General features: G+C 60.4%; 22 protein-coding genes. 6 read left to right on the forward strand and 16 right to left on the reverse strand.

Annotated elements, in window-relative coordinates; genetic code table 11:
* Positions 1 to 29: 29 nt before the first annotated feature.
* On the reverse strand, positions 30 to 599 hold the full coding sequence (locus ACZ5C7_RS18045; protein ID WP_464377659.1) for a hypothetical protein: 570 nt from the start codon (positions 597 to 599) through the stop codon (positions 30 to 32).
* Between the two features lie 122 nt (positions 600 to 721).
* Positions 722 to 1,306, reverse strand: a complete 585-nt coding sequence (locus ACZ5C7_RS18050) for a thymidine kinase (protein WP_464377660.1) — start codon at positions 1,304 to 1,306, stop codon at positions 722 to 724.
* A gap of 135 nt (positions 1,307 to 1,441) precedes the next feature.
* Between ACZ5C7_RS18050 and ACZ5C7_RS18055 the strand changes: the two genes are divergently transcribed.
* Positions 1,442 to 2,098, forward strand: a complete 657-nt coding sequence (locus ACZ5C7_RS18055; protein ID WP_464377661.1) for a hypothetical protein — start codon at positions 1,442 to 1,444, stop codon at positions 2,096 to 2,098.
* Between the two features lie 133 nt (positions 2,099 to 2,231).
* Here ACZ5C7_RS18055 and ACZ5C7_RS18060 read toward each other — a convergent pair whose 3' ends face one another.
* Positions 2,232 to 3,167 (reverse strand): HhH-GPD family protein, encoded by a 936-nt coding sequence (locus ACZ5C7_RS18060; protein WP_464377662.1) that lies wholly within the window; start codon positions 3,165 to 3,167, stop codon positions 2,232 to 2,234.
* Between the two features lie 116 nt (positions 3,168 to 3,283).
* Between ACZ5C7_RS18060 and ACZ5C7_RS18065 the strand changes: the two genes are divergently transcribed.
* Positions 3,284 to 3,607 (forward strand): hypothetical protein, encoded by a 324-nt coding sequence (locus tag ACZ5C7_RS18065; protein ID WP_464377663.1) that lies wholly within the window; start codon positions 3,284 to 3,286, stop codon positions 3,605 to 3,607.
* Between the two features lie 128 nt (positions 3,608 to 3,735).
* A complete protein-coding gene (locus tag ACZ5C7_RS18070; RefSeq protein WP_464377664.1) occupies positions 3,736 to 4,230 on the forward strand; it encodes a hypothetical protein in 495 nt (164 codons plus the stop codon).
* 93 nt (positions 4,231 to 4,323) lie between these two features.
* Here ACZ5C7_RS18070 and ACZ5C7_RS18075 read toward each other — a convergent pair whose 3' ends face one another.
* From ACZ5C7_RS18075 to ACZ5C7_RS18130, 12 genes are all read right to left on the reverse strand, one after another.
* The gene (locus ACZ5C7_RS18075; protein WP_464377665.1) at positions 4,324 to 5,154 is read right to left on the reverse strand and encodes a hypothetical protein; all 831 of its coding nucleotides are present in this window, start codon (positions 5,152 to 5,154) and stop codon (positions 4,324 to 4,326) included.
* Between the two features lie 276 nt (positions 5,155 to 5,430).
* The gene (locus tag ACZ5C7_RS18080; RefSeq protein ID WP_464377666.1) at positions 5,431 to 6,267 is read right to left on the reverse strand and encodes a class 1 fructose-bisphosphatase; all 837 of its coding nucleotides are present in this window, start codon (positions 6,265 to 6,267) and stop codon (positions 5,431 to 5,433) included.
* 64 nt (positions 6,268 to 6,331) lie between these two features.
* Positions 6,332 to 6,793 (reverse strand): PTS fructose transporter subunit IIB, encoded by a 462-nt coding sequence (locus ACZ5C7_RS18085; protein ID WP_464377667.1) that lies wholly within the window; start codon positions 6,791 to 6,793, stop codon positions 6,332 to 6,334.
* The gene (gene ptsP / locus ACZ5C7_RS18090; RefSeq protein WP_464377668.1) at positions 6,790 to 8,484 is read right to left on the reverse strand and encodes a phosphoenolpyruvate--protein phosphotransferase; all 1,695 of its coding nucleotides are present in this window, start codon (positions 8,482 to 8,484) and stop codon (positions 6,790 to 6,792) included. Before ptsP ends, ACZ5C7_RS18085 begins: the two co-directional genes overlap by 4 nt.
* A 4-nt stretch (positions 8,485 to 8,488) precedes the next feature.
* The gene (locus ACZ5C7_RS18095) at positions 8,489 to 8,779 is read right to left on the reverse strand and encodes an HPr family phosphocarrier protein (RefSeq protein WP_464377669.1); all 291 of its coding nucleotides are present in this window, start codon (positions 8,777 to 8,779) and stop codon (positions 8,489 to 8,491) included.
* A complete protein-coding gene (locus tag ACZ5C7_RS18100; protein ID WP_464377670.1) occupies positions 8,776 to 9,252 on the reverse strand; it encodes a PTS sugar transporter subunit IIA in 477 nt (158 codons plus the stop codon). Before ACZ5C7_RS18100 ends, ACZ5C7_RS18095 begins: the two co-directional genes overlap by 4 nt.
* A gap of 41 nt (positions 9,253 to 9,293) precedes the next feature.
* Positions 9,294 to 10,493, reverse strand: a complete 1,200-nt coding sequence (locus ACZ5C7_RS18105) for a PTS fructose transporter subunit IIC (protein ID WP_464377671.1) — start codon at positions 10,491 to 10,493, stop codon at positions 9,294 to 9,296.
* A 231-nt stretch (positions 10,494 to 10,724) separates the two neighbouring features.
* Complete coding sequence (pfkB, locus tag ACZ5C7_RS18110; protein ID WP_464377672.1) at positions 10,725 to 11,651, reverse strand: 1-phosphofructokinase; 927 nt, start codon at positions 11,649 to 11,651, stop codon at positions 10,725 to 10,727.
* Positions 11,648 to 12,415, reverse strand: a complete 768-nt coding sequence (gene glpR / locus ACZ5C7_RS18115; protein ID WP_464377673.1) for an HTH-type transcriptional regulator GlpR — start codon at positions 12,413 to 12,415, stop codon at positions 11,648 to 11,650. Before glpR ends, pfkB begins: the two co-directional genes overlap by 4 nt.
* A gap of 141 nt (positions 12,416 to 12,556) precedes the next feature.
* The gene (locus tag ACZ5C7_RS18120; protein ID WP_464377674.1) at positions 12,557 to 13,345 is read right to left on the reverse strand and encodes a class I fructose-bisphosphate aldolase; all 789 of its coding nucleotides are present in this window, start codon (positions 13,343 to 13,345) and stop codon (positions 12,557 to 12,559) included.
* A 427-nt stretch (positions 13,346 to 13,772) separates the two neighbouring features.
* On the reverse strand, positions 13,773 to 15,677 hold the full coding sequence (locus tag ACZ5C7_RS18125; RefSeq protein ID WP_464377675.1) for a DHH family phosphoesterase: 1,905 nt from the start codon (positions 15,675 to 15,677) through the stop codon (positions 13,773 to 13,775).
* A 140-nt stretch (positions 15,678 to 15,817) separates the two neighbouring features.
* Positions 15,818 to 18,070 (reverse strand): NADP-dependent malic enzyme, encoded by a 2,253-nt coding sequence (locus ACZ5C7_RS18130; RefSeq protein ID WP_464377676.1) that lies wholly within the window; start codon positions 18,068 to 18,070, stop codon positions 15,818 to 15,820.
* A 189-nt stretch (positions 18,071 to 18,259) separates the two neighbouring features.
* On the opposite strand from ACZ5C7_RS18130, the gene ACZ5C7_RS18135 reads away from it, so the two are divergent.
* The 3 genes from ACZ5C7_RS18135 (at position 18,260) to ACZ5C7_RS18145 (ending at position 21,331) form a co-directional block, all read left to right on the forward strand.
* Positions 18,260 to 18,760, forward strand: coding sequence for a Mov34/MPN/PAD-1 family protein (locus ACZ5C7_RS18135; protein ID WP_464377677.1), 501 nt, complete (start codon positions 18,260 to 18,262; stop codon positions 18,758 to 18,760).
* A gap of 91 nt (positions 18,761 to 18,851) precedes the next feature.
* The gene (locus ACZ5C7_RS18140; protein WP_464377678.1) at positions 18,852 to 19,319 is read left to right on the forward strand and encodes an FAD synthase family protein; all 468 of its coding nucleotides are present in this window, start codon (positions 18,852 to 18,854) and stop codon (positions 19,317 to 19,319) included.
* 668 nt (positions 19,320 to 19,987) lie between these two features.
* Complete coding sequence (locus tag ACZ5C7_RS18145; protein WP_464377679.1) at positions 19,988 to 21,331, forward strand: YncE family protein; 1,344 nt, start codon at positions 19,988 to 19,990, stop codon at positions 21,329 to 21,331.
* A gap of 297 nt (positions 21,332 to 21,628) precedes the next feature.
* On the opposite strand, the gene ilvD is transcribed toward ACZ5C7_RS18145, so the two are convergent.
* Positions 21,629 to 23,353: a dihydroxy-acid dehydratase gene (gene ilvD, locus ACZ5C7_RS18150; protein ID WP_464377680.1), complete on the reverse strand. Its 1,725-nt coding sequence runs from the start codon at positions 23,351 to 23,353 to the stop codon at positions 21,629 to 21,631.
* Between the last annotated feature and the right edge of the window lie 31 nt (positions 23,354 to 23,384).

The following is a 23,384-nucleotide window of genomic DNA, read 5'->3' on the forward strand; positions in this document are numbered from 1 at the left end:
CGTGACGGTACTGTCGGAAATCACGGCCGCTATTCTTCGATCTCTTCGTCCGTTTCGTCTTCCTCGCCGTCTTCGACCGTCGCTTCTTGCTCGTCCTCCCTTTCCGACTCGTCGTCGAACGACGCGCTCGTCGCCGGTTCGAACTCCTCGATCGGCTCCCACTCTTCGTCGTCGGATCCTCGGCGGCGACGCAACAACTCGAGGCCGACGATTCCGACAATCAGGAGAAAAATCCGCGGAAGTCGGCTCGACCCGCCTTCTTCGTCGGCTTCGGTCTCGGACTTCGATTCGGAGTCGGATCCCGCCGATTCCATCGTTTCGCTCACTTCTTCAGTCGCCTCGCTGAGCGCTTCCGGTTTCTCGACGTCCTCGAGCGGCGTGTCCTCGGTGTCTAACTCGCCGCTTCCGATGAGATAGCCGATTGCGACGCCAATACCGAGCAGGCCGCCCGCTACCGGGAGCGCCCGACCGCCCATCGAGCCGGCTCCTTCGGATTCCTCGACCGCCTCGAGAATCGGCTCTCGCATCGGCGAATCCATTCCTTTACTGACGGCTTCTTTGACGAGGAGGGTCGATAGCGACTCGTCCTGTTGTTCCATGTCGGGCATAATCTGGCCGACAACATCCCCCTAAATAGTTCTGTCCAACGTTCCGATCGGGATGGCGTTTTCGCACCGGCGTAGTATCGACGTACTCGAACCGGGACGCAAGTAAAGAGAACTTACTCCTCTCGAAGCGTGTGACAGTGGCGACAGCGCGCCTCGTAGGACTCTTCGGCTCCGACGAGGATCGTCGGGTCGTCGACGTGTGCGGGTTCGCCGTCGACGAAGCGCTGATTTCTGGTTGCTGGTTCCCCACAGACCGCACAGATCGCACGGAGCTTCTCGACGTACTCGGCCACGGCGATCAGTTGGGGAAGCGGATCGAAGGGCTCACCGCGGAAGGTCTGGTCGGTACCGCTGACGATCACCCGTCGACCATCGGAAGCGAGTGCTTCGCAGACATCGACCAGCGAGTTCGAAAAGAAGTTCGCCTCGTCGAACGCGACGACCTGCTCGCCGTTGCACTCGGCGAAGATCCGCTCGAGATCCGTCTCGGGATCGATCGGGATCGCATCCCAGCTCCGGCCGTCGTGGGACCCGATTGCCTCGTCGCCGTATCGCTCGTCAATAGCGGGGGTGAACACCGCGACCTCCTGACCGGCGATCTCTGTGCGGCGCAATCGGCGGAGAAGCTCCTCCGTTTTACCCGAAAACATGCTCCCCGTGATGACTTCGATCCACCCGCTGTTCGTGATCGCGTGCATCGATTTCAACGGGGAAACGCGCGGTTAAATGTGTTGCTGATTCAGACCATCCGGAACGTCCCGCGATCCGAACCGATCGAAGATGAATAAAGCCTCACATAACGAAACCGGAACATCTCGAATCAGGTGATTGCAATGAGCGTCATCCGCCAACCCGAAGTTCTCGGTCAAACGACGAGACGACGGGTTATCGGAGTGACCGCCGCGATTTTCACGACTGCAATCGAAGCGATTGCGGTCGGATCGTGGTTCCTTCTCGTCGTCCTCGAAACGCGGACCGTCTCGACCACCCTCGCTGGCGTGGGAATTCTCTTCTGTGGTTCGCTGTTACGTGCGTCCGTCTTCGGAGCGACCACGAGCGAACTCGGAGATCTTATCAAGCCGCGTCGACTCGGTACCGCGGTATTCGTCACCGCCGGGTGGACTCTCTGGTTGGTAGTCGCCGAGTGGTTCGGTGGCATCACCGGCGTCCTCGCGGCGGGGTTCGTCCTCGTTGGCATGTTGACAATTCACTTTTCGATGGAGCGACGAGTGTTTCACGGTGCTCGCCCCGCCAGTCGCCTCCCTCGCCTTCGCTGTGCCGTCGTCCCTGCATTTCTCACCACGGTAGGTGCCTCGGCGTTGCTGTCGTCGGTCTGGTTCGTCGACTGGTCGGTCGTCTCGCCGCCCATTTCGCTCGAGGTGACCCAGGTCGTTCTCCACGTCGAGGCCGTCCAGATCGCGTTCGCGCTGTTTGCACTCGTCATGTTCCTAGCCCACCAACAGCGGTTCACGATCACGCTCGAGCCGTGAGTCGATTCGAGCGATCGCAATTCCAGGAGTCGGAATTCGAACACCCGAGACTCGAGCGGTCGAAACTCGGTTACCCGAGGAACAGTTGTATTCGCGATCGTCCTAGAGTTGCGTGATACGCCCATCCTCTGCCTTACAGTCGCGCGATACGCCCGTCATCCCCTTTCTCGAGTTCGACCAGCCCGTCGCTCTCGAGGTCGGTGAGGATCCCCTCGAGCCATTCTCGGCCGTGCTCTCCGTCGGGGGTGTAATCGACGCGAATTCGGTGTCCGAGGGTATCGATCTCGAGTTCGTCGTACTTCTGGAGGGTGCCGATCACGCGGCCGCGGAACTGTCGTCGACTGCCGTCGAACGACGGCTGGGTTGGAACGTCCGGTGCCGTAAAATCACCCGTGGCGTACGCGCTACACCACTCGCGCCACGGACAGCCGGCTTCGTCACACCGCGGGGTCTGCTCGCAGGCGACCCCGCCGAGTTCCATAATCGCGTTGTTCCAGACCCGCGAACGGCCCTCCGGCATGAGTCGATTCGCCGCCTCCTCGAACGCGTCATCGTCATCCGGAATATCGAACGTCCGGTACGCGACGCGTTTGACGTTCGTATCCACGACGGCGTCGCCGTTGTTGAACGCGAAGCTCGCGACCGCGTTAGCTGTATACGGCCCGACTCCCATCAGGTTCTCGAGCTCGTCGGGCGTCTCCGGAAACTCGCCGTCGTACTCCTCTTCGACCTGACCAGCCGCTTCGTGGAGGTACTTCGCTCGATTGTTGTAGCCGAGGCTGTGGGACGTCCAGAAGCCGACGACATCCGAACGATCCGCGGCCGCGAGGTCCGCCGTCGTCGGCCAGCGCTCGAGAAACTCCTCCCAGGCCTCGACGACGCGACCCAGTTGCGTCTGCTGGCTCATCACCTCGCTGACGAGGATTTCGTAGGCGTCGTCGGTCTCGCGCCAGGGAAACGACCGGTGATCGTCTTCGTACCAGTCGATCAAGGCCGAGCGAACGGCCGCAAGGTCGTCGGGAAGCGTCCACGTAGACTGCCGGTCTTGATCCGCTTCCGCGTCTGTCATCGCCGGAGGTTAGGGAAGGGGCGGCTTAGGCGTGATGATCTCGCGAGCCCGAAGAAACGGGGAGTCCTCGAGGCGAGCACGAAAGCCATATACGCCGTTCTCGAGTCCACCTGCATATGAGCCTCGACGAGCTGAACGACGAGATTACGGAGTCGTATTCGAATTTGGGAGACGAGCTCGATGTCGCGCTGGATCGCGAAACCAGAAACGAACTCGCACTACTTGAGACCGCCTTAGAGCCCGAACAAACGGACGAGCTCGTCCGCCGTGCGGTTCACATGCTCTTTCAGTCGGCCGTCGAAACCGGTAACCTCGATTTCCACCTTCGATCGGGCTACGACGTGACCTACGATGAATATCTTTCAGGAATGACGTTCGAGGAGATGACCGGCGCGGATAACTACCCGACGATGGACGACGAGCGGCGGTATCAGTTCTGACACGCGTAACTCTCGAAGAGCGCCTTCGAACAACCAGAACCGAATAGTACCGCGATAAGGCCGATATTCGGACAGTACGGGTTTCGTGACGAGTATATTATGTGTGTTGGTAACCTATATCATGGGTGATGAAACAGAGATACATCGCCGGAGCCGTCGCTGGATTCGTCGCACTACTCGGGCTCTTGTTCGCGCCCCAGGGTCCGTTCGGTGCGACCGTCTGGCCAGAACCCGCCCACGCGGCGGTGCCCACGAGCGCACAGTTCCCACTCTTCGTCGGTCTCGGCCTGTTCGAAACGGTCACGATGGGCCTCGGAGTCGCGTTCCTTCTGTTCGGATGGTCGTACACGAAACGGGTTTTTGCCGCCACACCGCGTCTCGCGATGGGGGCCCACGTGAGCATCGCGTGGTTGCTCGGTAGCTGGTGGCTTCACGACAACCTGCACATGGTGTTGGGAAGCGAAAACCTCTGGTACCTGCTGGCACTCGAGTACGGGTTCCACGTCACGCTGATGATCGCCGGGGCGATCCTCGCGCTCGCCGTCTATAAGGCGGCCCGCGAAAACGAACCGCCCGAATCGCGGTCGGCCGACACGAGAGGAGAAACGACCGGTTCGGACTGACCGCAACCGGTTGTTTTTCCGCGTGGCCAACACCTCTGATCGCTTCGCGTACACGACGCGCGTTGACCGACCTTGCCAGATCTAATTCGGTTATCAACCTGAACGACGGACGCTCCTCGAGATACTCAGAACGACTACCAGCAGAACTGTCAGAACGACAGTGCCGAACGAAAAGCCGGGGATCGAATCGTCGGCTTCCGAATCGCTTTCTGTCTCCGTTCCGTCGCCTTCTTGCTGTTCCTCCGGCGGCGCGAGTTCGCTCGGAATCTCCTCGCCGCCGCCCGTCTCGGCGAACGTCTCCGCGTGACCGAACGCCTCGAGATCGCCGTGGTCGTACGCGTCGTGGTGATCTCCACCGCCATCGATCTCGACGGAGAGATCGGTGCCGGTGACGGCCTGCGGATAGCTATCCGTCAGCATGACACCGGTCTCGCCGAACTCGAGCGAGGCCTCCGACGGCGGCGCGTCCTCGGCCACTCGAACGGTGAGCGTGGCGTACTCGCCGGCGTTCGTCGTCCCGCCCGCTGGCGGATCTCGGTACTGTAACGCCTCGGCGATCGATCCGTCGTCAGCGATTTCGGTCCCCGTACGGACCTCGGTCTCTCCCTCCTCGAGCCACGTTCCGGTCTCGATATCGGTGACCTCGAGGTAGTCCGGGTGGGCGAGTGCGAGCAATCGAACCGACTCGACCTGCGACTCGAGTCCGTACCCGCCGTGGCTCTCGAGGGTGACGGTCACGTTGAACTCCTCGCCGGGTTCGGCCTCGATCGTTTCCGGTTCCGGCGTTACAACGGCCGGACCGTCTCCGGCCGACGCGGGTCCCGCGAGCGCGCCGACTCCGAGAGCGAAAACGAGCACCGTTCCCGCTCCGATCGCGAGAATCCAGTTGCCGGTTGTCTCACCGCCGTCGCCGAATCCGTTCATTGTTCCGTCACTCTATCCGTCACGGTAAACGAATTGTCTCGTTTTGCAGACGGTGAAATCAGCGAGCCAGCTTCGATCGAGGTTCAGCGAGTCTCGAGTGTCGATGGGCGATCGGAACTGAGGAAGACTGATCGGGGACAAAACAGTCGAGACACGACCATTTACGTCGCTATCCGAAGAGCCAAATTCGGTAGTTGGGGTCGTTTCTGCTCGTACACAGTCCTCACGACGCGCAAGAATATGCGTCCAAAAAGACGACTCACGGTGGCAAGACTGTCACGACAACGTCGACTCCAAGAAACCGATCTGCTCGGCATTGCCGAAGTAGGCTGGGATATGCTGGTGGAGATCCTCCGGACTGCGATCGAGGATCGATCCTCGACCCGTTGAAGAACGTCCGCCAGCGGTCTCGACGATATATGCGATCGGGTTGGCTTCGTACTGGAGTCGGAGGTCACCGTGAGAACCCGACGACCGTTCGGGATATCCAAGCAGTCCCCCGTTGACGAGCAAATGGGTGATATCTGCAACCATCGCACCAGTATATCGAAGTTTGTAGTCGCGATGCAGTTCGCTCCAGCATTCTCGGACAGGTTCCGGCCACTCGTTCGTTGCGCCGGCGAATCCACAAATCTCGCTCTTGTCGGGGATGACCACCGGATTTGAGTCGACGATTTCGCCATCGTCGACGACGTACCGAGTTACCGATTCGTCGACGGCAACGGTAACCGTTGCAAACGGTCCATAAAGGACAAACATACCGGCGACCAGATCATGACCGCTCGCCGGAAGCGGTGCGTCATACACACCGACCACCGTTCCAACGATGTTGTTCGATTGGAGATTCGACGATCCATCGAGCGGATCGATGGCAACGCTGAACCCGTCACCGACGTTCTCAACGCCTTCACGTTCTTCGCTGGCGAATGTCCCGACTGCGTCAAGGGACGCGATCTGGTCACGGAATAGACGATCGATCTGTCGATCCGCAGACGACTGGATGTCACCACTGGGGTTTTCCGTCGTCGTCTTCCCGCGGGCTTCCCGAAACTTCTCACGTACTTCGGGTATTACTGCCGCGATCGCATCGACGAGTTGGCGTACGTCGGTCATCGAGACCACCCGCTCATCGAGACCGGTACTGAGCTCGTATCCGATTCCGTTCGACCCGGTGCATTCACGAGAATAGCCTCCGGAGGCGTGCGAAAAGTCCCTTCGATGGGTCTCCCCCGAGCTGTTCGGTTTCGGTATCGCTCGCTGAGGTTGTGGCAGTCTCCCCGCTGTTCTCCGGGGCAGCGTCGCTTTCGGCAACCTCGGTGGCATCGGCTTCGATGCCTTCGGCCCGTTGAAGCGCCTGCTCGATCAGTCCCTCGGCGTCGTTAACCGCGTCCTTGACGGTTCCCTTGACGAGTGGTTTGCCTTCAAAGCGGTCCTGATTGACCGCCGTATCCGCGGCGATGACAACCGCCTCGGCACCGGCGATTTCGTCGGACGTTAATTCGTTTTCGGCGCCCATTGCGCCTTGGACCTCGACTTTGATGTCGTGGCCCTGCTCTTCGGCAGTCGTCTCGAGGTTCTCTGCTGCCATCTGGCTGTGTGCGATACCGGTTGGACACGATGTGATTGCGACGAGTTTCATTGGTTGTGGCGTTGAATTCGGTCGATAACTTGTTCTCTGGTCGTTGCCTCGAGCGCCCGTGACGCGTGCTCGGCCGCCGCATCGGTATCGACCGATTGGACGGTCGCTTTGACGTCTGGGATGGTGACCGAACTCATGCTGAGCTCGTCGAGACCCAGCCCGACGAGGAGCTCGGTCAGTTCCGGATCGCCGGCCATCTCTCCACACATACCAACCCACGCGTCGTTTTCGTGGGCGGCTTCGATGGTTCGGGCAATTGCCCGTAACACGGCTGGTCGGCGTGGATCTCGGAGATCCGCGACGCGTTCATTTTCGCGTGCCGCGGCCATAACGTACTGGGTGAGGTCGTTCGTCCCGATACTGAGGAAGTCGACCTGTTCGGCGAGTTCCGGCGCGGCGAAGACGGCACCGGGGGTTTCGATCATCACGCCGAGTTCGGGAACCGCATAGTCGACCCCCTCTGCCTCGAGCGTCTCAGCGACCGTGTCGACCGTCTCGAGCGCGGCTGCGAGTTCCTCGGGTGTCGCGACGACCGGGAACATGATCGACAGTTGGCCATCCCCGGTTGCAGCCGCCCGAAACAGTGCGCGAAGCTGCGTCTCGAAAAGGGTAGCGTCGGGTCCGAGCGATCGGCGAATCCCTCGCTCGCCGAGGAACGGGTTCTCCTCTTCAGGCAGGTCGAGGTAGGGAATCGGCTTGTCGCCGCCGATGTCGAGCGTTCGGACGACGACGCGGCCATCCGGGAACGTCTCAAGGGCCTCCGTATACGTTTCGTACTGTTCGTTTTCGTCGGGTGCTTCCTCGCGATCGAGGAACAGGAATTCCGTGCGGTAGAGGCCGATTCCGTCGGCCCCCTGAGCCTTCGTCCCCTCGAGTTCGGCGGGCTGACCGACGTTTGCCGCGATTTCGATTTCGGTTCCGTCGGCGGTCGTTACCGGCTCCTCACGGACTTCCACCTCGCGAGTGGCCCGTGCCGACTCGCGGCGCTTCTCGCTCGGCTCAACGACGAGTTCACCGGCCTCCCCGTCGACGACCACTGTCGCGTCGGCGGCGACATCGTGGAGTTCCTCGCCGATGCCAACGACTGCGGGAAGGGCCAGTGAGCGAGCGAAGATCGCCGCGTGGGACGTTCTGCCACCGGTTACGGTAGCGAATCCGGCGACGCGTTCGGGATCGAGCTGAGCGGTGTCACTTGGCGTGAGCCGTTCGGCGAGCACGACTGTCCCTTCAGGAAGGCCGCCAAGATCAACGTGTTCACCGTCGGTGAGGAGCCGAATGAGCCGATCACGAACGTCGCGCAGATCATCGGCCCGCTCGGCCATCCGCCCGTCCATTCCCTCGAACTGTTCGATCGGGTCGGCAAACGCCCGCTGGACAGCGTGTTCGGCCGGTAGACCGTCCTCGATCGCACTTTCGACACCGTCTTCGATCTGTGGATCCTCGAGGAACTGCACGTGCGCATCGAAGACTTCGGCCTCTTGCTCGCCGACGCGTTCGGCAGTCCGTTCCCGTTCGCGTTCTAATTCGTCTCGAGCGGTTTCGCGTGTGTCCGCGAACCGTTCGCGCTCGACGTCTGGCTCGACGGAGACATCGTCGGGATCGGGAAGTTCAGCGGTGGAACTGTACCAAACGACCGTCCCCACGTCGGAGCGAGGCGTCGCCCCAGTACCCGCAAGCGTACGTTCTGACATCTGCTTAGCTGTCGACATCGGCAATCTCACCCTCGGGTGTGGTCAAGACGCGCTCGAGGGCATCGAGCGTTGCTTCTTCGTCGGGACCGTTCGCGACGAGCCGAACGTCCTCGCCGGCTTCGGCACCGAGGCTCGTGACCGCGATCATGCTCCCGGCCGAAATGAGCTCATCCTCGTCAGTATGGCCGACCTGAACGTCGGACTCGTGATCGTTGACTGCCTCGACGAACGTCGCGGCCGGTCGGGCGTGCAATCCGGCCTCGGGGACGATCGTCACGATTCGTTCGGTGCTCATGCTACCGCCTCCTTGAGGACGGCCTGTACGTCTTCCGGCGTCTCCGCGTCATAAAGCCCGTCCCGCGTCTCATCGTGCATGAGTGCCCGTGAGAGGGTACTGAGAATGGAGAGATGGTCATCAGCCCCGGATTCGGGAACGAGAATCATGAAAATGAGTCGTGCGGGCTCGCCGTCCATCGAGCCGAAGTCGACGCCCTCCTCCGAGCGGGTAAACGCCACGGACGGCTGGCTAACGGCGTCAGTTTGTGCGTGGGGGATCCCGATCCCCATGCCGACGCCGGTCGTCGTCTCTTCTTCTCGAGCGAGCAGTGCCTCGAGAGCCGTCTCGCGGTTCTCGACGCGGCCTGCATCGACGAGTAAGTCCAGCAGATATTCGATGCAGGCCCGTTTGTCGGCGGGTGCCGAGTCGAGCGTGATCTGATCAGTTGAGGCGAGCGTCTCGATACGATCCTCGGTGAGTGTTTCCGTCATAGTGAGTGTGTGGTGGTGAACGGTAGTTAACTATCGGTGGCTTAGTCGTTGGCTTGCGTCGCTTGAGTGGCTGTGCTAGTTTCGGTTTCAACGTCGGCAACCGTCTTCTCGAAGTCCGGCTTGATGGCCGTCGCGACGGCCGCGGTTACGATCGTCCCGAGAGCGATACAGCCGAGGAACAACAGTGCGCTGTTCGACAGGAGGAACACGAAGATACCTCCGTGAGGTGCGGGCATTGTAATCCCGAGCCAGAGCGCGGCTGCTCCGGCGGTTGCGCTGCCGATCATACAGCTCGGGATAACTCGCAGCGGGTCGGCCGCAGCGTACGGAATCGCACCCTCGGTGATGAACGACAGGCCGAGCGGCACCGCCGCTTTGGCGTTCTCGTACATCTCGGCGGAGTACTTCTGCGGTGCGATGAAGTTCGAAAGCGCCAGTCCGAGCGGTGGCGTCATGCCGGCGATCATCACCGCGGCCATCGGCCCGAAGATCTGGTCACCGACGAGCGCAGCGCCGAACACGTACGCGACCTTGTTGATGGGGCCGCCCATGTCGGCAGCCATCATCGCCCCCAGAATCGCGCCGAGAAAGAGCGCGTTTGCTCCCGTCATTCCCTCGAGGAAACTCGTCAGCGCATCGTCGACGATTGCGATCGGGACTCCCAACCCGACGATCACGAGCGGCGCTAACAGCGCCGTAGTGAACACCGGAATAATCAACACCGGCATCATCGGCTCGATGACGGACGGCACTGCCCACCCCTTCATCCACCGTGCAACGTAGCCGGCTAATAGACCCGCAACCAGCGCACCGAGGAACCCGGCGACGGCGCCGTCGGCCGTAAAGCCCACGAGCGACCCCGCGGCCTCGATGATGTGTTCCTGCTGGATTACCCACGATAGCATAAAGCCCGGTGCCAGTCCGGGTCTATCCGCGATCGCATACGCGATGTACGCTCCCAGAATGGGGACCATGATCGTCAGACCGAGATCCCCGATCTCGGCCATGTACCAGGGGAGCGTTCCGGTTTCCTCGAAGACAGACTCCGTCGTCGTCCCTGCGCCGGGCATCGAGAACCCGAAGACGGTATCGGGCAGTTCGGCGATCATAAACGCCACTGCAAGGAATATCCCCCCGATCGTAACAAACGGAATCATGAACGACACGCCGGTCATCACGTCCTCTTTGACTGAGGTGACGTGTGAACGGAGTGTGTCCTCTGCTTTGTCTACTGGTGGCATGCTCTGCTATATATCCTCTGTATTATTCAATATAGTCTTCGAATATGATTCTTTCCGACTTATTAGTATGGATTAAATAGAGACGTGTTCATTCAATCCGTTGTATGATATGACGAGAGACGCGGGGTTTCGAGCTATAAATGGAAAATAGCTAGATAGAACGTAGGTCAGTTATCAATCATAGATGAACACACACTGAGTGGATTTGTAGTATTCGATCACAAGCAGTCGCTACCTATCCGGGCTAATCCCTCGCGCCGAGATGGAGACGCGATTGGTTGTACCCGCTACGTCATCGAGCGGCGGGATGTCCGTTCCAGGAACCGAGACGACGCGCGAAGCGACCGCCATTCCAGCCCGAAGTGCCTCCCGATCCGTCGCTCCTCCATCGAGTGCGGAGAGAACGCCCGCCAACAGCGAATCGCCAGCACCGACCGTGTCAACGACCTCTGTGTCGACTGCCGCGGCGTGGAAGCAATCATCGGGTGTTGACATGATCGCCCCATCAGCACCCAACGACGCAATCACTCGATCGTAGCCCATTCGACGAAGCGCTTCGACTGCGTCGTAGCAGTCATCGAGAGAACTAACCGAACTTTCGGTTGCCGTAGCGAGTTCCTCACGATTTGGTTTGCAGAGTGCATACGATGCGTTCAGCTCTTCGAGGAGGGGCCCACCGACGTCGACTACCGTCTCCCAGTCTCCAGCCCGAGCGATCCGATCGATAGTGTCGGGACCGAGACCTGGCGGGAGACTGCCGCCCACGACAACGGTATCTGGACTTTTGTGCTCGACCGTGTCGAGAAGGTCGTCGATCGCACTTTGGGACACCGTCGGTCCATCGTGATTGATCTTGAACTCGGCGTCATTCGCCAGTATCGTGGTATTAAGTCGCGTTCGCCCATCGATTTCCACGAAGTCACCGTTGATCTCGCCATCGGCCAAGCTGTCGCGGACGAATTTTCCGAGGAAGCCACCGACGACGCCCGTAGCGACCGTCTCCGTCTCTAGTTCGACGAGATACTTCGAGACGTTGATCCCCTTTCCGCCGGGATCAACACGCGCGGCGTCTGCCCTCGCGACTCGATCAGGAACGGGGAAGCGATCTACTTTGAGCGTGTGATCGACCGCGGGGTTGAGCGTTACTGTCAGGATCACTGCTCGACCTCCTGGATGACTTCCACGTTCGCAGATTCGAACGGCTCGTACTGTTCCTCGGACAGCGTCGTATCCGTTACAAACATGTCTATGTCCTCTAAATCGGCAAATTTCACGAAGCTCTGTTTTCCGATTTTGGAACCATCGGAGACGAGCACGACTCGGCCCGCGTTCTCGATCATGAGCGATTTCAGCCGGGCTTCGTCCTCGTTCGGAGTCATTAACCCGTCGGACGGTCCGATCGCGTTCGTCCCTAAGAACAACACGTCGAAGTTCGTTCGCTCCATGAATCGTTCCGCACTCGGCCCGGTGAGCGCACGAGTCTCGTGACGGAGTGATCCGCCGGTGAGCTTTACGTCGTTGGCCTGTTCTCCCAGTTCGATAGCTAAAACCGGCGAGTTAGTGACTGCAAGGAACGACCTGTTCTCGGGTGCGTTCTTGGCTACTTGCATCGTCGTCGAACCGGAGTCGAAGAACACGACCTGATTCTCGGTGATCTCCTCGGCCGCTCGTTCCCCGATTCGCATCTTTCCGTCGAGATTTTGCACTTCCTTCTGACCGTAGGTCTGTTCGTTCCCGACGGTTGTTACCGGCACTGCGCCACCGTGAGAGCGTTCGATTAGCTTTCTGTCCTCGAGATCGCTGAGATCGCGACGAATCGTCGCCTTCGAACAATCCATCTCTGCAGCGAGTTCGGCGACGGAGCATTCACCCTGTTCGGAAACTAACTCGACGATTTCTCGTTTTCTAACTGCTGGGAGCATAGCGGTTTGCTTACCCACCGATAGTGCAGCGGTGTTCATATTTCTATCTGATTGTGAGCGTTTCTGATCGGGTCCGCACAACGAGCAACGCAGTGCTCGTGGTAGTGATATTCGACTGGTCTCCGCGTTTCGAGTCGGAAATCACTCGGCGAGTGCCTCGTCGGTAGTCGCTCCTTCGAAGACGACCGCCTCGAGCGCGTCGAGGATCTGTTCGGGATTCTCCCGTTGCCAGACGTTACGACCGACCGCTAGACCGCTCGCACCCGCGTTCATCGCGGTTTCGACCAGCGAGAGGAACTCACGATCGTCGGTTTTGGATCCGCCGCTCAGAACGACGTTGACGTTACCCGCCGCGGCGACAGCGTCGGCCATCGCCTGCCCGCTGCGCGGATACTTCACCTTCGCGATGTCCGCGCCGAGCTCGAGGGCGATTCGAGTCGCGTACGAGATGACCTCCGGGTTACGATGTTCCTTTAGCGCTTGTCCACGCGGATACGACCACATGGCTACCGGAACGTCGTGCTCGCGAGCGCGCTCTTGGACGTCCCGGAATTCCTCGAACATCTCCGTTTCACGGTTGGTTCCTGGATAAACCGTGTATCCGATGGCATCTGCACCGAGCTCGAGCGCGTACTCTACCGAACACGTCTGTGGCGAGTACGGTTCGCCCATCCAGAGACCGCTGGTTCCGTTGAGCTTCGCCAGCAAATTCACGTCATCTTCGTAGGACGGGTAATACGTCTCCGCCAGTCCTTTTTGGACTGCAAACCCGGTCACGGCGTCGTGGGTTGCCATCTCGAAGACCGTCCTCGGATCCAATCTCTCGGGAACGTCGTCGAACGCGGCGGGCCCGTGCTCTAGCCCGTGATCGTGCGCGAGAATGATCGATTTTCCATCCCGTACGAGCGGTGTCTCAGTGAGTTGTCGCATACACTCAAAAACGAGTAGACAATATGGCTAAGTAGTATCGCTCGTGATTGTTTTAGATTGAATTTTATTATAAAAATAATATAACGAACACAGTCTATCGATGCTTCGATGATCCTCGAGAGATTCTTCTGTCGAACCAGCCTCCGTGAACAGTCTATTCGATTCTTCGCTCGTACTGATACAATGCAATCAGTGCGCGAGACGGATCCCGATCGAGACTATTTTCGACTGCTCGAGAGCGACTCGTGATGGTCATCCCATCTTCCCACAAGTGATGACAGCAGGTAGCCGCGAGCGCTAACAGTGACTCGAAAGCGGGTCTCGACAGGTCTAGCCCGTTCTTCAATTCTAACCAGTCCTTGTCACTAACGCGTGCGAAAACTGCCGTCGGAAAGCAGCACAAAAAGAACGATCGCGAGCGGCGTCGTTAGTCGTCGATCGGAGCCGCGGTCGAAAGTTCCTCGTCGATGTCGGCCTCAGCCATCTTCTCGACCAGCGCGTCGATCACTTCCTCTCGTTTGCCCTTGACGAACTTGATCGAGCCGACGACGAGGTGGCCGCCGCCGGAGACGCCGCCGCCCGGCACCTCCTCCTCGAGTTCCGAAACCATCACTGGAATATCGAGGCGGACGCCGTCGCTTCGGAGGACGGCGAAGTCCGGCCCGTAGCCGACCGTGATGACGGGGTCGCCAGTCTCCTCGATCTTGCGGTCGTGGATCTCGCCCGTCGTTTTACCCGGCGCGGGATAGGTGAATCGGTGCGCGTAGTTCTCGACGTCGATCCGGTAGAGGTGTGCGCCGTTATCGAGATCTTCGTGCTCCAAGTGAGCCATCGCGGCGTCGAGTTGGTCGTCGACCTCGTCGCGTGCTCGGTCGGCGAAGAATTCGACGAGCTCTCGGTGGCGCTCCTCGTCGTCGCTGCCGATCTGGAGCAGGTCCTGAATCAGCTGGTCGCCGGAGTTGTATCGGAGCCAGAACGCGGCGTAGTCGAGCGCCTCGCTCAGATCCTGCAGGCGATCCTCGTCGTATCCTTCCTCGTCCGCGAGCTCGAGGTAGTCGGTCATCGCGTCGGCTTTCGATCGATCCGAAAGACCGGCGACGGCGGGAATGTGCCGGAGCTCGTCGGTGAGTTCGGGATAGATCATCCGCGCCAGTTCCACGCAGAGCATCCCCGTCGTGATCCGGTAGTCCTCGTCGTGGAGATACGGATTGACGTGCGCGTCGAGCAATCCCTCGACTGATTCGGGGTCGGGGTGGTGGTGATCGATCGCGACGATCGGAATGTCGTAGTGAGCCAGCGTCTCGTAGGCGGGGACGTCCTCCGCCGTCGAGCCGTTGTCGAGCATCAACAGGAGCGGGAGCTGTTGGCCGTGTTTCTCGCGATCCTCGAGCGCGAAGTTGAGGTCCCGCGTGGCGTCTTCCATCTCGTAGAACGGCGCTTTCGCGGGCAGCCGTTTGATCAGGTGCTGTGGCGCGTTGTCGTCCTCGTGAACGTCGGCGATAAACCGTTCCAGCGCGAGCTGAACCGGAACCGCAGCACACATACCGTCGCCGTCCGCGTGGTGGCGGACGCGAATCGGTCGTCCCTCGAGAACCGTTCGGCGGAGCTTCGTCGCGACTTCCTCGAGATTCGGTCGGAGTTTCTCGAAGGCTGGCCAGTCGATGAGCGGCTCGACCTCGTGTGGTTGGGCGCGCTCTTCGAGGGCCTCCTCGAGCCGTTCTCGAGCGTCGGATTCGATTTCGCCGTCGAGTTTCGTGAGCCCGTCGACTTCGATCTGAACCGCGTCCTCGCGACGCTCGGGCGCCCCGGTGACGCGAACGATGTCACCCACCTCGACTTGCGGGTAGGCTCGAACGCCAGCTTCTTCGAACGCCGCGCAGGGAACGACGCCGAACTCGTCCGCGACGTGGAAAATCGTCGGGCCGCCAGTCTGTTTGACCTGGACGACCTCCCCTTCGAGGTGAATCTGGTCGCCGACGTTGGCCTCGAGTCGGTTGGTCCCAGTGAGCGTGTAGTCGTGGGAAACTTCCTCGAGCGTGTAGGAGTCGAAGTCGGCCGGTACGAAGGCGATATCGCCGTTCTCTCGAACGCTTTCGAGTTCGACGACGAGCTCGTCGCCGACGCGGTAGGTTCCCTCGAGGACGGATTCGTGGACGAGCCCGGAGACGGAATCGGAGACATCGACGAAGACGCCGTAGTCGACAATACCGTTGATTTCGGCCAGGTATGGGCTCCCCTCTTCGAGATCATCAGCGGTGCAATCAGCAGCAAGATCGTAAACGACGGAATCCCCGTCGTCGTCGCCGGGGACCCCGGCAGACTCGCGTGTCATCTTGACCCGGTATTTGAGATGGGAGCGTATAACCCTTGTCAAGACACGATGCCATCAGCGGCAATTTCGAGTTCGAACAGATCGTTTCGGGGACGATTCATCCGAGCAACCGGTTGATCCGTTTCCGAGCGGCCAGCTTGCTACTGCCGTTGTGCGTCGACGGTCGCGACTGCCGCGAGGTTGACGATATCTTTCACCTCGTCGTCCCGCTGCAGGACGTGGACCGGTTTGTCCATCCCGACGAGCATCGGCCCGATCGCTTCCGCGCCGCCCAGCCGCTGGAGCAGTTTGTAGCAGATGTTTCCGGCCTCGAGGTTCGGCAGGACGAGGACGTTCGCCGGCTTCTCGAGATCCGTGAACTCGTACGTATCCGTCAGCATGTCTTCGACGACCGCTGTGTCCGCCTGCATTTCACCGTCGACGGGGAACTCGACCGCCGGGTCGTCTCGCAACAGCTTGGCCGCCCGGCGCGGCTTCCGAGTGCCCTCGTTGTCCACGCTGCCGAAGTTCGAGTACGAGAGGAGCGCGGCGCGCGGCTCGACGTTGAACCGTTCGGCGAGCGACGCTGTATGCCGAGTCACTTCGGCTAGGACCTCCTCGTCGGGGTTCTGGTTGACGGTCGCGTCGGCCAGGAAGACGACCCGGTTTTTGAACGCGAGCAGGTAGACTCCCGCTGCGTAGTCCGCGTTCGACGCGGTGCCGATGACCTGCAGGGGCGGCCGAAGGGCCGAAGGATAGTGATGGGTCAGCCCCGTCAACATCGCGTCGGCGTCGCCGCTTTCGACCATCACGGAGGCGAAGTAGTTGCTCTCGCGGATCATCTCTTCGGCCTCGTTGCGGGTAACTCCCTTGCGCTTTCGTCGCTCGTAGAGCGTTTCGACGTAGTGGTCGTACGACCCGTCCGTCGGGTCTGCAACGTCCGGTTCGAAATCGAGGCCGAGGTTCGCCGCGGTCGACCGGATCTCGTCTTCGTCGCCGATCAAAACCGGCTCGGCGATTTCGCGCTCGGCGATCTGGAAGGCCGCCCGAATGATCTTTTCGTGGTCGCCTTCCGCGAGCGCGAGTCGTTTGGGTTCGCTCTGGGCCTTGTTGAGCACGATTCGCATCATCTCGCGGGACTTCCCGAGCCGCGCCTCGAGCCGTTCGACATACGCCTCGAGGTCAATCTCCGTTCGAGCGGCACCGGTTTCCATCGCCGCGCCCGCGACTGCGGGGGCGACCTCGAAGAGAACCCGGGGATCGAGCGGTTTCGGGATGATGTACTCGGGCCCGAACTGGAGCGGTTGGTCGCCGTACGCTTTGAGGACCGCGTCGGGAACGTCGCGTCTCGCCAGATCGGCGAGCGCCTCGGCGGCTGCGACTTTCATCGCTTCGTTCACCTGCCTCGCTCGCACGTCGAGTGCGCCGCGGAAGATGAACGGGAACCCGAGGACGTTGTTGACCTGGTTCGGGTAATCCGACCGGCCGGTCGCCATGATGACCGTGTCGTCGCGGGCGGATTTTGCTTCCTCGTAGCCGATTTCCGGATCGGGGTTCGCCATCGCGAAGAGGACCGGGTTCTCGGCCATCGACCGAACCATCTCTTGGGAGACGATACCGCCCGCAGAGAGTCCGACGAAAACGTCCGCGTCGACCATCGCGTCGGCCAGTTCAGTTCCCGGAACGTCGGATGCAAACTCTCTGTTGTAGGCGTTCAACTCGCCGGCCTCCGCACGCTCGGTCGTGAGAACGCCGTCGATATCGCACATCGTGATGTTCCCCCTGTCGATGCCGAGCGAAACGAAGAACCGAGCGGTCGCGACTGCAGCCGCGCCCGCACCCGCAAAGGTAACTCGGAGATTTTCGAGGTCCTTCTCGAGGAGTTCGACGGCGTTCAACAGCGCGGCGCCGCTGATGATCGCGGTGCCATGCTGGTCGTCGTGAAAGACCGGAATATCCATCCGCTCGCGCAGTCGCTCCTCGATGCGAAAGCAGTCGGGTGCGGCGATATCCTCGAGATTGACCCCGCCGAAGGTCGGCTCCATCGCGGCGACGGATTCGACGAACGCGTCGGGGTCCTCGAGGTCGAGTTCGACGTCAAAGACATCGATATCCGCGAAGCGCTTGAAGAGGACGCCTTTTCCCTCCATAACCGGCTTTGACGCCTGCGCGCCGATGTCGCCCAGTCCGAGAACCGCGGAGCCGTTCGACACCACGCCGACGAGGTTCTCTTTTGCGGTGTACTGGTAGGCGTCATCGGCGTCCGTCGCGATTTCTCGACACGGTCCCGCAACGCCTGGCGAGTACGCCAACGAGAGATCCCGCTGGGTGTTCGTCGATTTTGTTGTCCGAATTTCTATTTTCCCGGGCGGTTCCTCGCTGTGGTAGTCGAGGGCGTCCTCTTCGAGTCCCATACGAACCTGTTCGAACTCACGAATTAAAAGTATCTACCTACAATGTATGTAGAATGTGTATATCTGGCACAGGTTTCGATACAACACGATAAATAATTATGTATTGGCCGTCGTTCGTCAGATTTTGGCGGTACTCAGCCGGCGATTCCATTCGGAACGTTTAGCAACCGCAAACTCGGATGTGGGTACATGGGGCTGTTCGACGCGTTGTTCCGCTCGAGTGAGATACTCGGTATCGCCGAGGAAACGCTCGAGTTCGCACTCGAGTCCTCCGAGGAGACACACCCGAACGAGTACATGGGGTTTCTCCGCGGAACCGAGGCGAACACGCTCGGGCTCGAACGAGACGGTCTCGTTATCACCGACATTCTCGTCGTTCCGGGAACGGAGAGCAACAGCGTCAGTGCGACCGTTCAGACGAGCATGATTCCGAACGACGTAAAGGCGCTCGGGAGCATCCACTCTCACCCCAACGGCGTTGTTCGACCGAGCAGTGCGGACCTAGAAACGTTCGGCCGCGGCAGCGTCCACGTTATCATCGGTGCGCCGTATCGGCGCTCGGACTGGCAGGCGTTCGATTCGCAGGGACAACCGACGCAGTTGAACGTACTCGACGTTGAACTGCCCGAATCCGAGGAGTTCTTCGATTTCACGCAGGCGGACATCGACGAGGATATGCAATGGGAGTGATTCGAATTGACGAGTCGACGACGGCTGTATCGAGCGCGCAGTTTCCCGCCGAACGACCGCCCCGTTTCTCCATTTCGGAGGTGAATCAGCCGTGAATCGGGGCGATGATACCAACGGATCGTCGACGGAATCACGAACTGTCGTCGCCCAAGGGACGTTCGACATTCTGCACCCGGGTCACGTTCACTACCTGGAGCAAGCGGCGTCGATGGGCGACGAACTCGTCGTTATCGTCGCCAGAAAGGCCAACGTCGACCACAAGGAATCGCCGGTTTGTAGCGGTCGCCAGCGTCGGGATGTCATCGATTCGCTCGAGGTCGTCGACCAGGCAGTTCTCGGTCACGAGGAGGATATCTTCGTTCCGATCGAGGAAATCGACCCCGACGTGATCGCGCTCGGTCACGACCAACATCACGACGACGAGGCGATCGAAGCCGAACTCGAGCGGCGAGGAATCGACTGTACGGTCGAGCGAGCCGACCCGCGGGAACCGAAACACGATGATGAACTGTTATCGACGCGACTGATTATCGATCGGATTCTCGAGCGACGCGATTGACATCCTCCCCGTCCTCGAAAAGCGGAGCTTTTCGGTTGTGGTTCGAGACGCTTCGCGTCTCGTCATCAAGCGAGACCGGAGGTCTCGCGGACAGCGAGGGATCTCCGATCCCTCGAGCAGTCGGCGTAAAGCGCCGACGACCTCGCGGAGCGAAGCTCCGCTCAGTCACGAAAGACGTACGTCTCTCGAACGACAGCGAGAGCTTTGCTCTCGCCATGCCGCTGAAGCGCGAGGATTCCACCGCTGGGGGTTCGTTTATGCCGATTCCACGGTGGTAAGCAAGTCACAACCGACGAATCGTGATACTCAACGGAGAACCCCATTTGATACTGACCGGTTGCGGAGATCGGACGTCGGGATGCTACGAACGCGGCAGTGCTTTTTGTAGCACATCTACCGTCGAGATTGGCCTCTATTGCACGTTCTCTGAAACGTCGTTTCGGTCCCGATCACCACTTCGAACTTCGACACAGCTTACGGCAATATTTACCAACATTTTCCCTTTGTCTGAACGTAATTATCGTAACTTCGGTTCAGTGGGACCTTCAGATAGCGGGGTCGATGATCTTGTGGCAACTATTGCCCTTTCCTATCCCGAACGCCAGAATTTGCCACGGAGAGGCGCTGAAACAAGCAAACTTTTGGGTGTGGAGTTCGGACTTCTGGTGATGACGGTTGATCTACTGAAAAGTCGACGAGCATTCCTCGCAGGAAGCGCGACCGCAGGTGCAATCGCGCTGGCGGGATGTTCGGACGAAACGGATGAGGAAAATGGTGGGAACGGTGACGACAACGGAGACGGCTCGTACGAGATCTGGGGGCTCGATCAGGGTCGAGACGATATCTACGTCTACCAGCCGGACGAGAACGAAGACGACGAGTTCGAAGTCGTTGAGGAAATCGACGTCAACGAACTCGAGGGCGTGCCCGACGAAGGCGTCGTCCCCCACATGATCGACTTCAGTTCGGACTACGAGTACGCAGCAGTCGCCTGTACTGCTGGTGCACGCACGCTCGTCTTCCGAACCGAAGACCACGAACTCGTCGGCAATATCGAAACCGGTCCCGGCTCGCACATGGCCGTGTTCTCGCCCGACGACGACTACATCCACGTCGACGTGATCGACCGGGAAACGATTTCCCGCATCGACGCCAATCTCGAGGACGAGGAGTTCGAGATCGAAGACGAACTCGAACTGCTCGAAGACGAGACCGTCCAGGACGCCGGCATCGAGTCGGCGAGCCCGATCTGCCACCAGTTCGATAGCAACGGCCGATCGATCCACACGCTCGGCCCGAGCTACCACGATTCCGGGCTCGTGATCGTCGACCACGACGAGTTCGAAGTCGAAATCGCCTACTCGCAGGACGAACTGCCGACCAACTGTGGCACGATGCCACACCCGGAGGAGGACAAGTTCTACCTGACCGCTGGACTCCCGTCCGACCCCGACGAGGGCGAAGACGGCGTCGGCGCGTTCTACGTCTACGACACCGCCGAGGACGAGATCATCGAAGAGGACGTGAGCACCGGAGGCGTCGACGCGCACGGTTTCTGGTTTACGCCCGACGGCGAGGAACTGTGGGTCCTCAACCGCGAGACCAACGACGGTATCGTCCTCGATCCCGAGGATGACTCGGTCATCGAAGAAATCGACTCGTACGGTCCCGATCAGAGTGAGAATCCCGATGAACGGGACTCCCCCGACATCATGTGGTCCTCGCCGGACGGCGAGTACATGTTCGTCACCCTCCGAGGCCCCGCACCCCTGTCGGGAGACCCCCACGCCGCAACCGGCGTCACGCCCGGATTTGCCGTGCTCGACATCGAAACCAAGGATATTGTCGATGTCGTCGAACCGCATTCGATCGACGAGTTCGACGAGGACGAGATCGAAGCGGCCCAGAACGAAGAAGACGACGCCGAACCGCTTCCGGATTTCCACGGACTCGGCGTTCGACCGGTTGGAGAGTTCGACAGCGAAATCCCGAACTCGCCGCCGTTTAACTGAGGAGCGAAAGCGCCGCGGTGAAAATTTAATTTTTCAATACGACCGGTGGTGGGAACCGAAGCGAGTCGATCGCATGGCCTGTTTCGACGAAATGATCGATCGCGAGCCGTGACGCTTCGGACTCGGTATATTCGCTGGAATCGGTCACTCGCCAATCACACTGAAGACAGTATTTACACATGAGGGTCGAGTGAGTGTCTCACCTACGTGTTCGAAAGTGCAGTGCAGGAATTCGAAAGTATTGTCGCAAAACAGACGGGGCAGCGATCCGATCGATTTCGGACGATTCGTACCGACCTACTCTTCTTTGACGCTCGGATTCGTCACGGCACCGTTCGACGCCGAGCCGAAATCACGCGTGTACTTCGCGAGCACACCGTTGTTGTACGGCGGTTCCGGCTGATCCCACTCCTCGCGTCGCGTCTCGAGTTCCGCGTCGTCGACATCGACCTCCAGATCCCGCTCCGGAATGTCGACCGTCACCGTATCGCCGTCCTCGAGCAGCGCGATCGGACCGCCGACGTACGCTTCGGGTGCGACGTGGCCGATCATCGGACCGCGGGTGCCACCGGAGAACCGCCCATCCGTGATGAGTGCGACGTCGTCTTCGTGGCCGGCACCGACGACCGCGGCCGTCACGCCGAGCATCTCGCGCATCCCCGGCCCGCCTTTCGGTCCCTCGTTCCGGATGACGATCACGTCGCCGCTCTCGATGTGACCCTCCTGAACGTAGGCCATCGCATCCTCTTCGTTCTCGAAGATTCGGGCGGGGCCCTCGTGGTAGAACTCGTCGTCTCCGGTCACTTTCAGGACCGCACCCTCGGGCGCAAGGTTCCCCGAGAGGATCTTGATCGCTCCTTCGTCTTCTTTCGGTTCCTCGAGTGAGTAAAGAAAGTCTGCATCGATATCCTCGTCCGCCGGCAGGTCGAGCGTCTCGAGTTCCTCCTCGATCGTCCGACCGGTGACCGTCTTCGCGTCGCCATGGATGAGGCCAGCCTCGAGCAGTCGTCGGATGATGACCGGAACGCCGCCGATCTCGTGGAGGTCGCTCATCATGCGGTCGCCGCCGGGCTGCAAGTCGGCGATCTTCGGCGTCTTTCGCGAGATTTCGTCGAAGTCCTCGATCTCGAGGTCGACGCCGGCTTCGCGTGCGAGCGCGAGCAGGTGCAAAACGCCGTTGGTCGACCCCCCGATCGCCGTCTGGACGGCGATCGCGTTCTCGAAGGACTTTCGGGAGATGATGTCGGATGGACGGCGGTCTTCTTCGACGACTTCGACGCCGAGTTCGCCGGCCCGTTCGGCCACCTCGTAGCGCTCTTCGTCCTCGGCCGGTGCCGATGCGCTTCCCAGCGGCGCGAGGCCGATCGCCTCCGAAATCGACGCCATCGTGTTCGCGGTGTACATCCCGCCGCAGGACCCCGCACCGGGACAGGCCTGGCGCTCGAGTTCGTCGAGTTCCTCGGCGTCCATGTCGCCGGTCCCGTACGCGCCGACGCCTTCGAAAACCTGCACGATACTGACGTCTCGGCCGTCGTGCTCGCCGGGCAGAATCGAGCCGCCGTAGAGGAAGACCGAGGGAAGATCGGTCCGGATCGCGGCCATCATCATGCCGGGAAGGTTCTTGTCGCAGCCCGCGACGGTGACGAGCCCGTCGATTCGCTCGCCGAAGGCGACGAGTTCGACGCTGTCGGCGATAACCTCTCGAGAGATGAGCGACGCTTTCATCCCCTCGGTCCCCATCGAGATCGCGTCGGAGATGGTGATCGTGCCGAACTCGATCGGCATGCCGCCGCTCTCGTCGACGCTTTCGATCGCCGAGGCTGCGACGTCGTCGAGATGGACGTTACACGGCGTCACGTCCGCCGCAGGGTTCGGCACGCCGATCATCGGCGAGCCGAGATCCTCGTCGTCGAATCCCATCGCTCGGAACATCGCTCGGTGCGGGGCCTTCTCCGCACCCTCGGTGACCTCGCGGCTCTGCAGCCGTTCGTCTTTTCCGTGGTCGAACTGGTCGCTGCTCATACCCGAATCTGCACTCGAGGGGTCATAAGTT

This window comes from Halostagnicola alkaliphila (assembly GCF_055379965.1).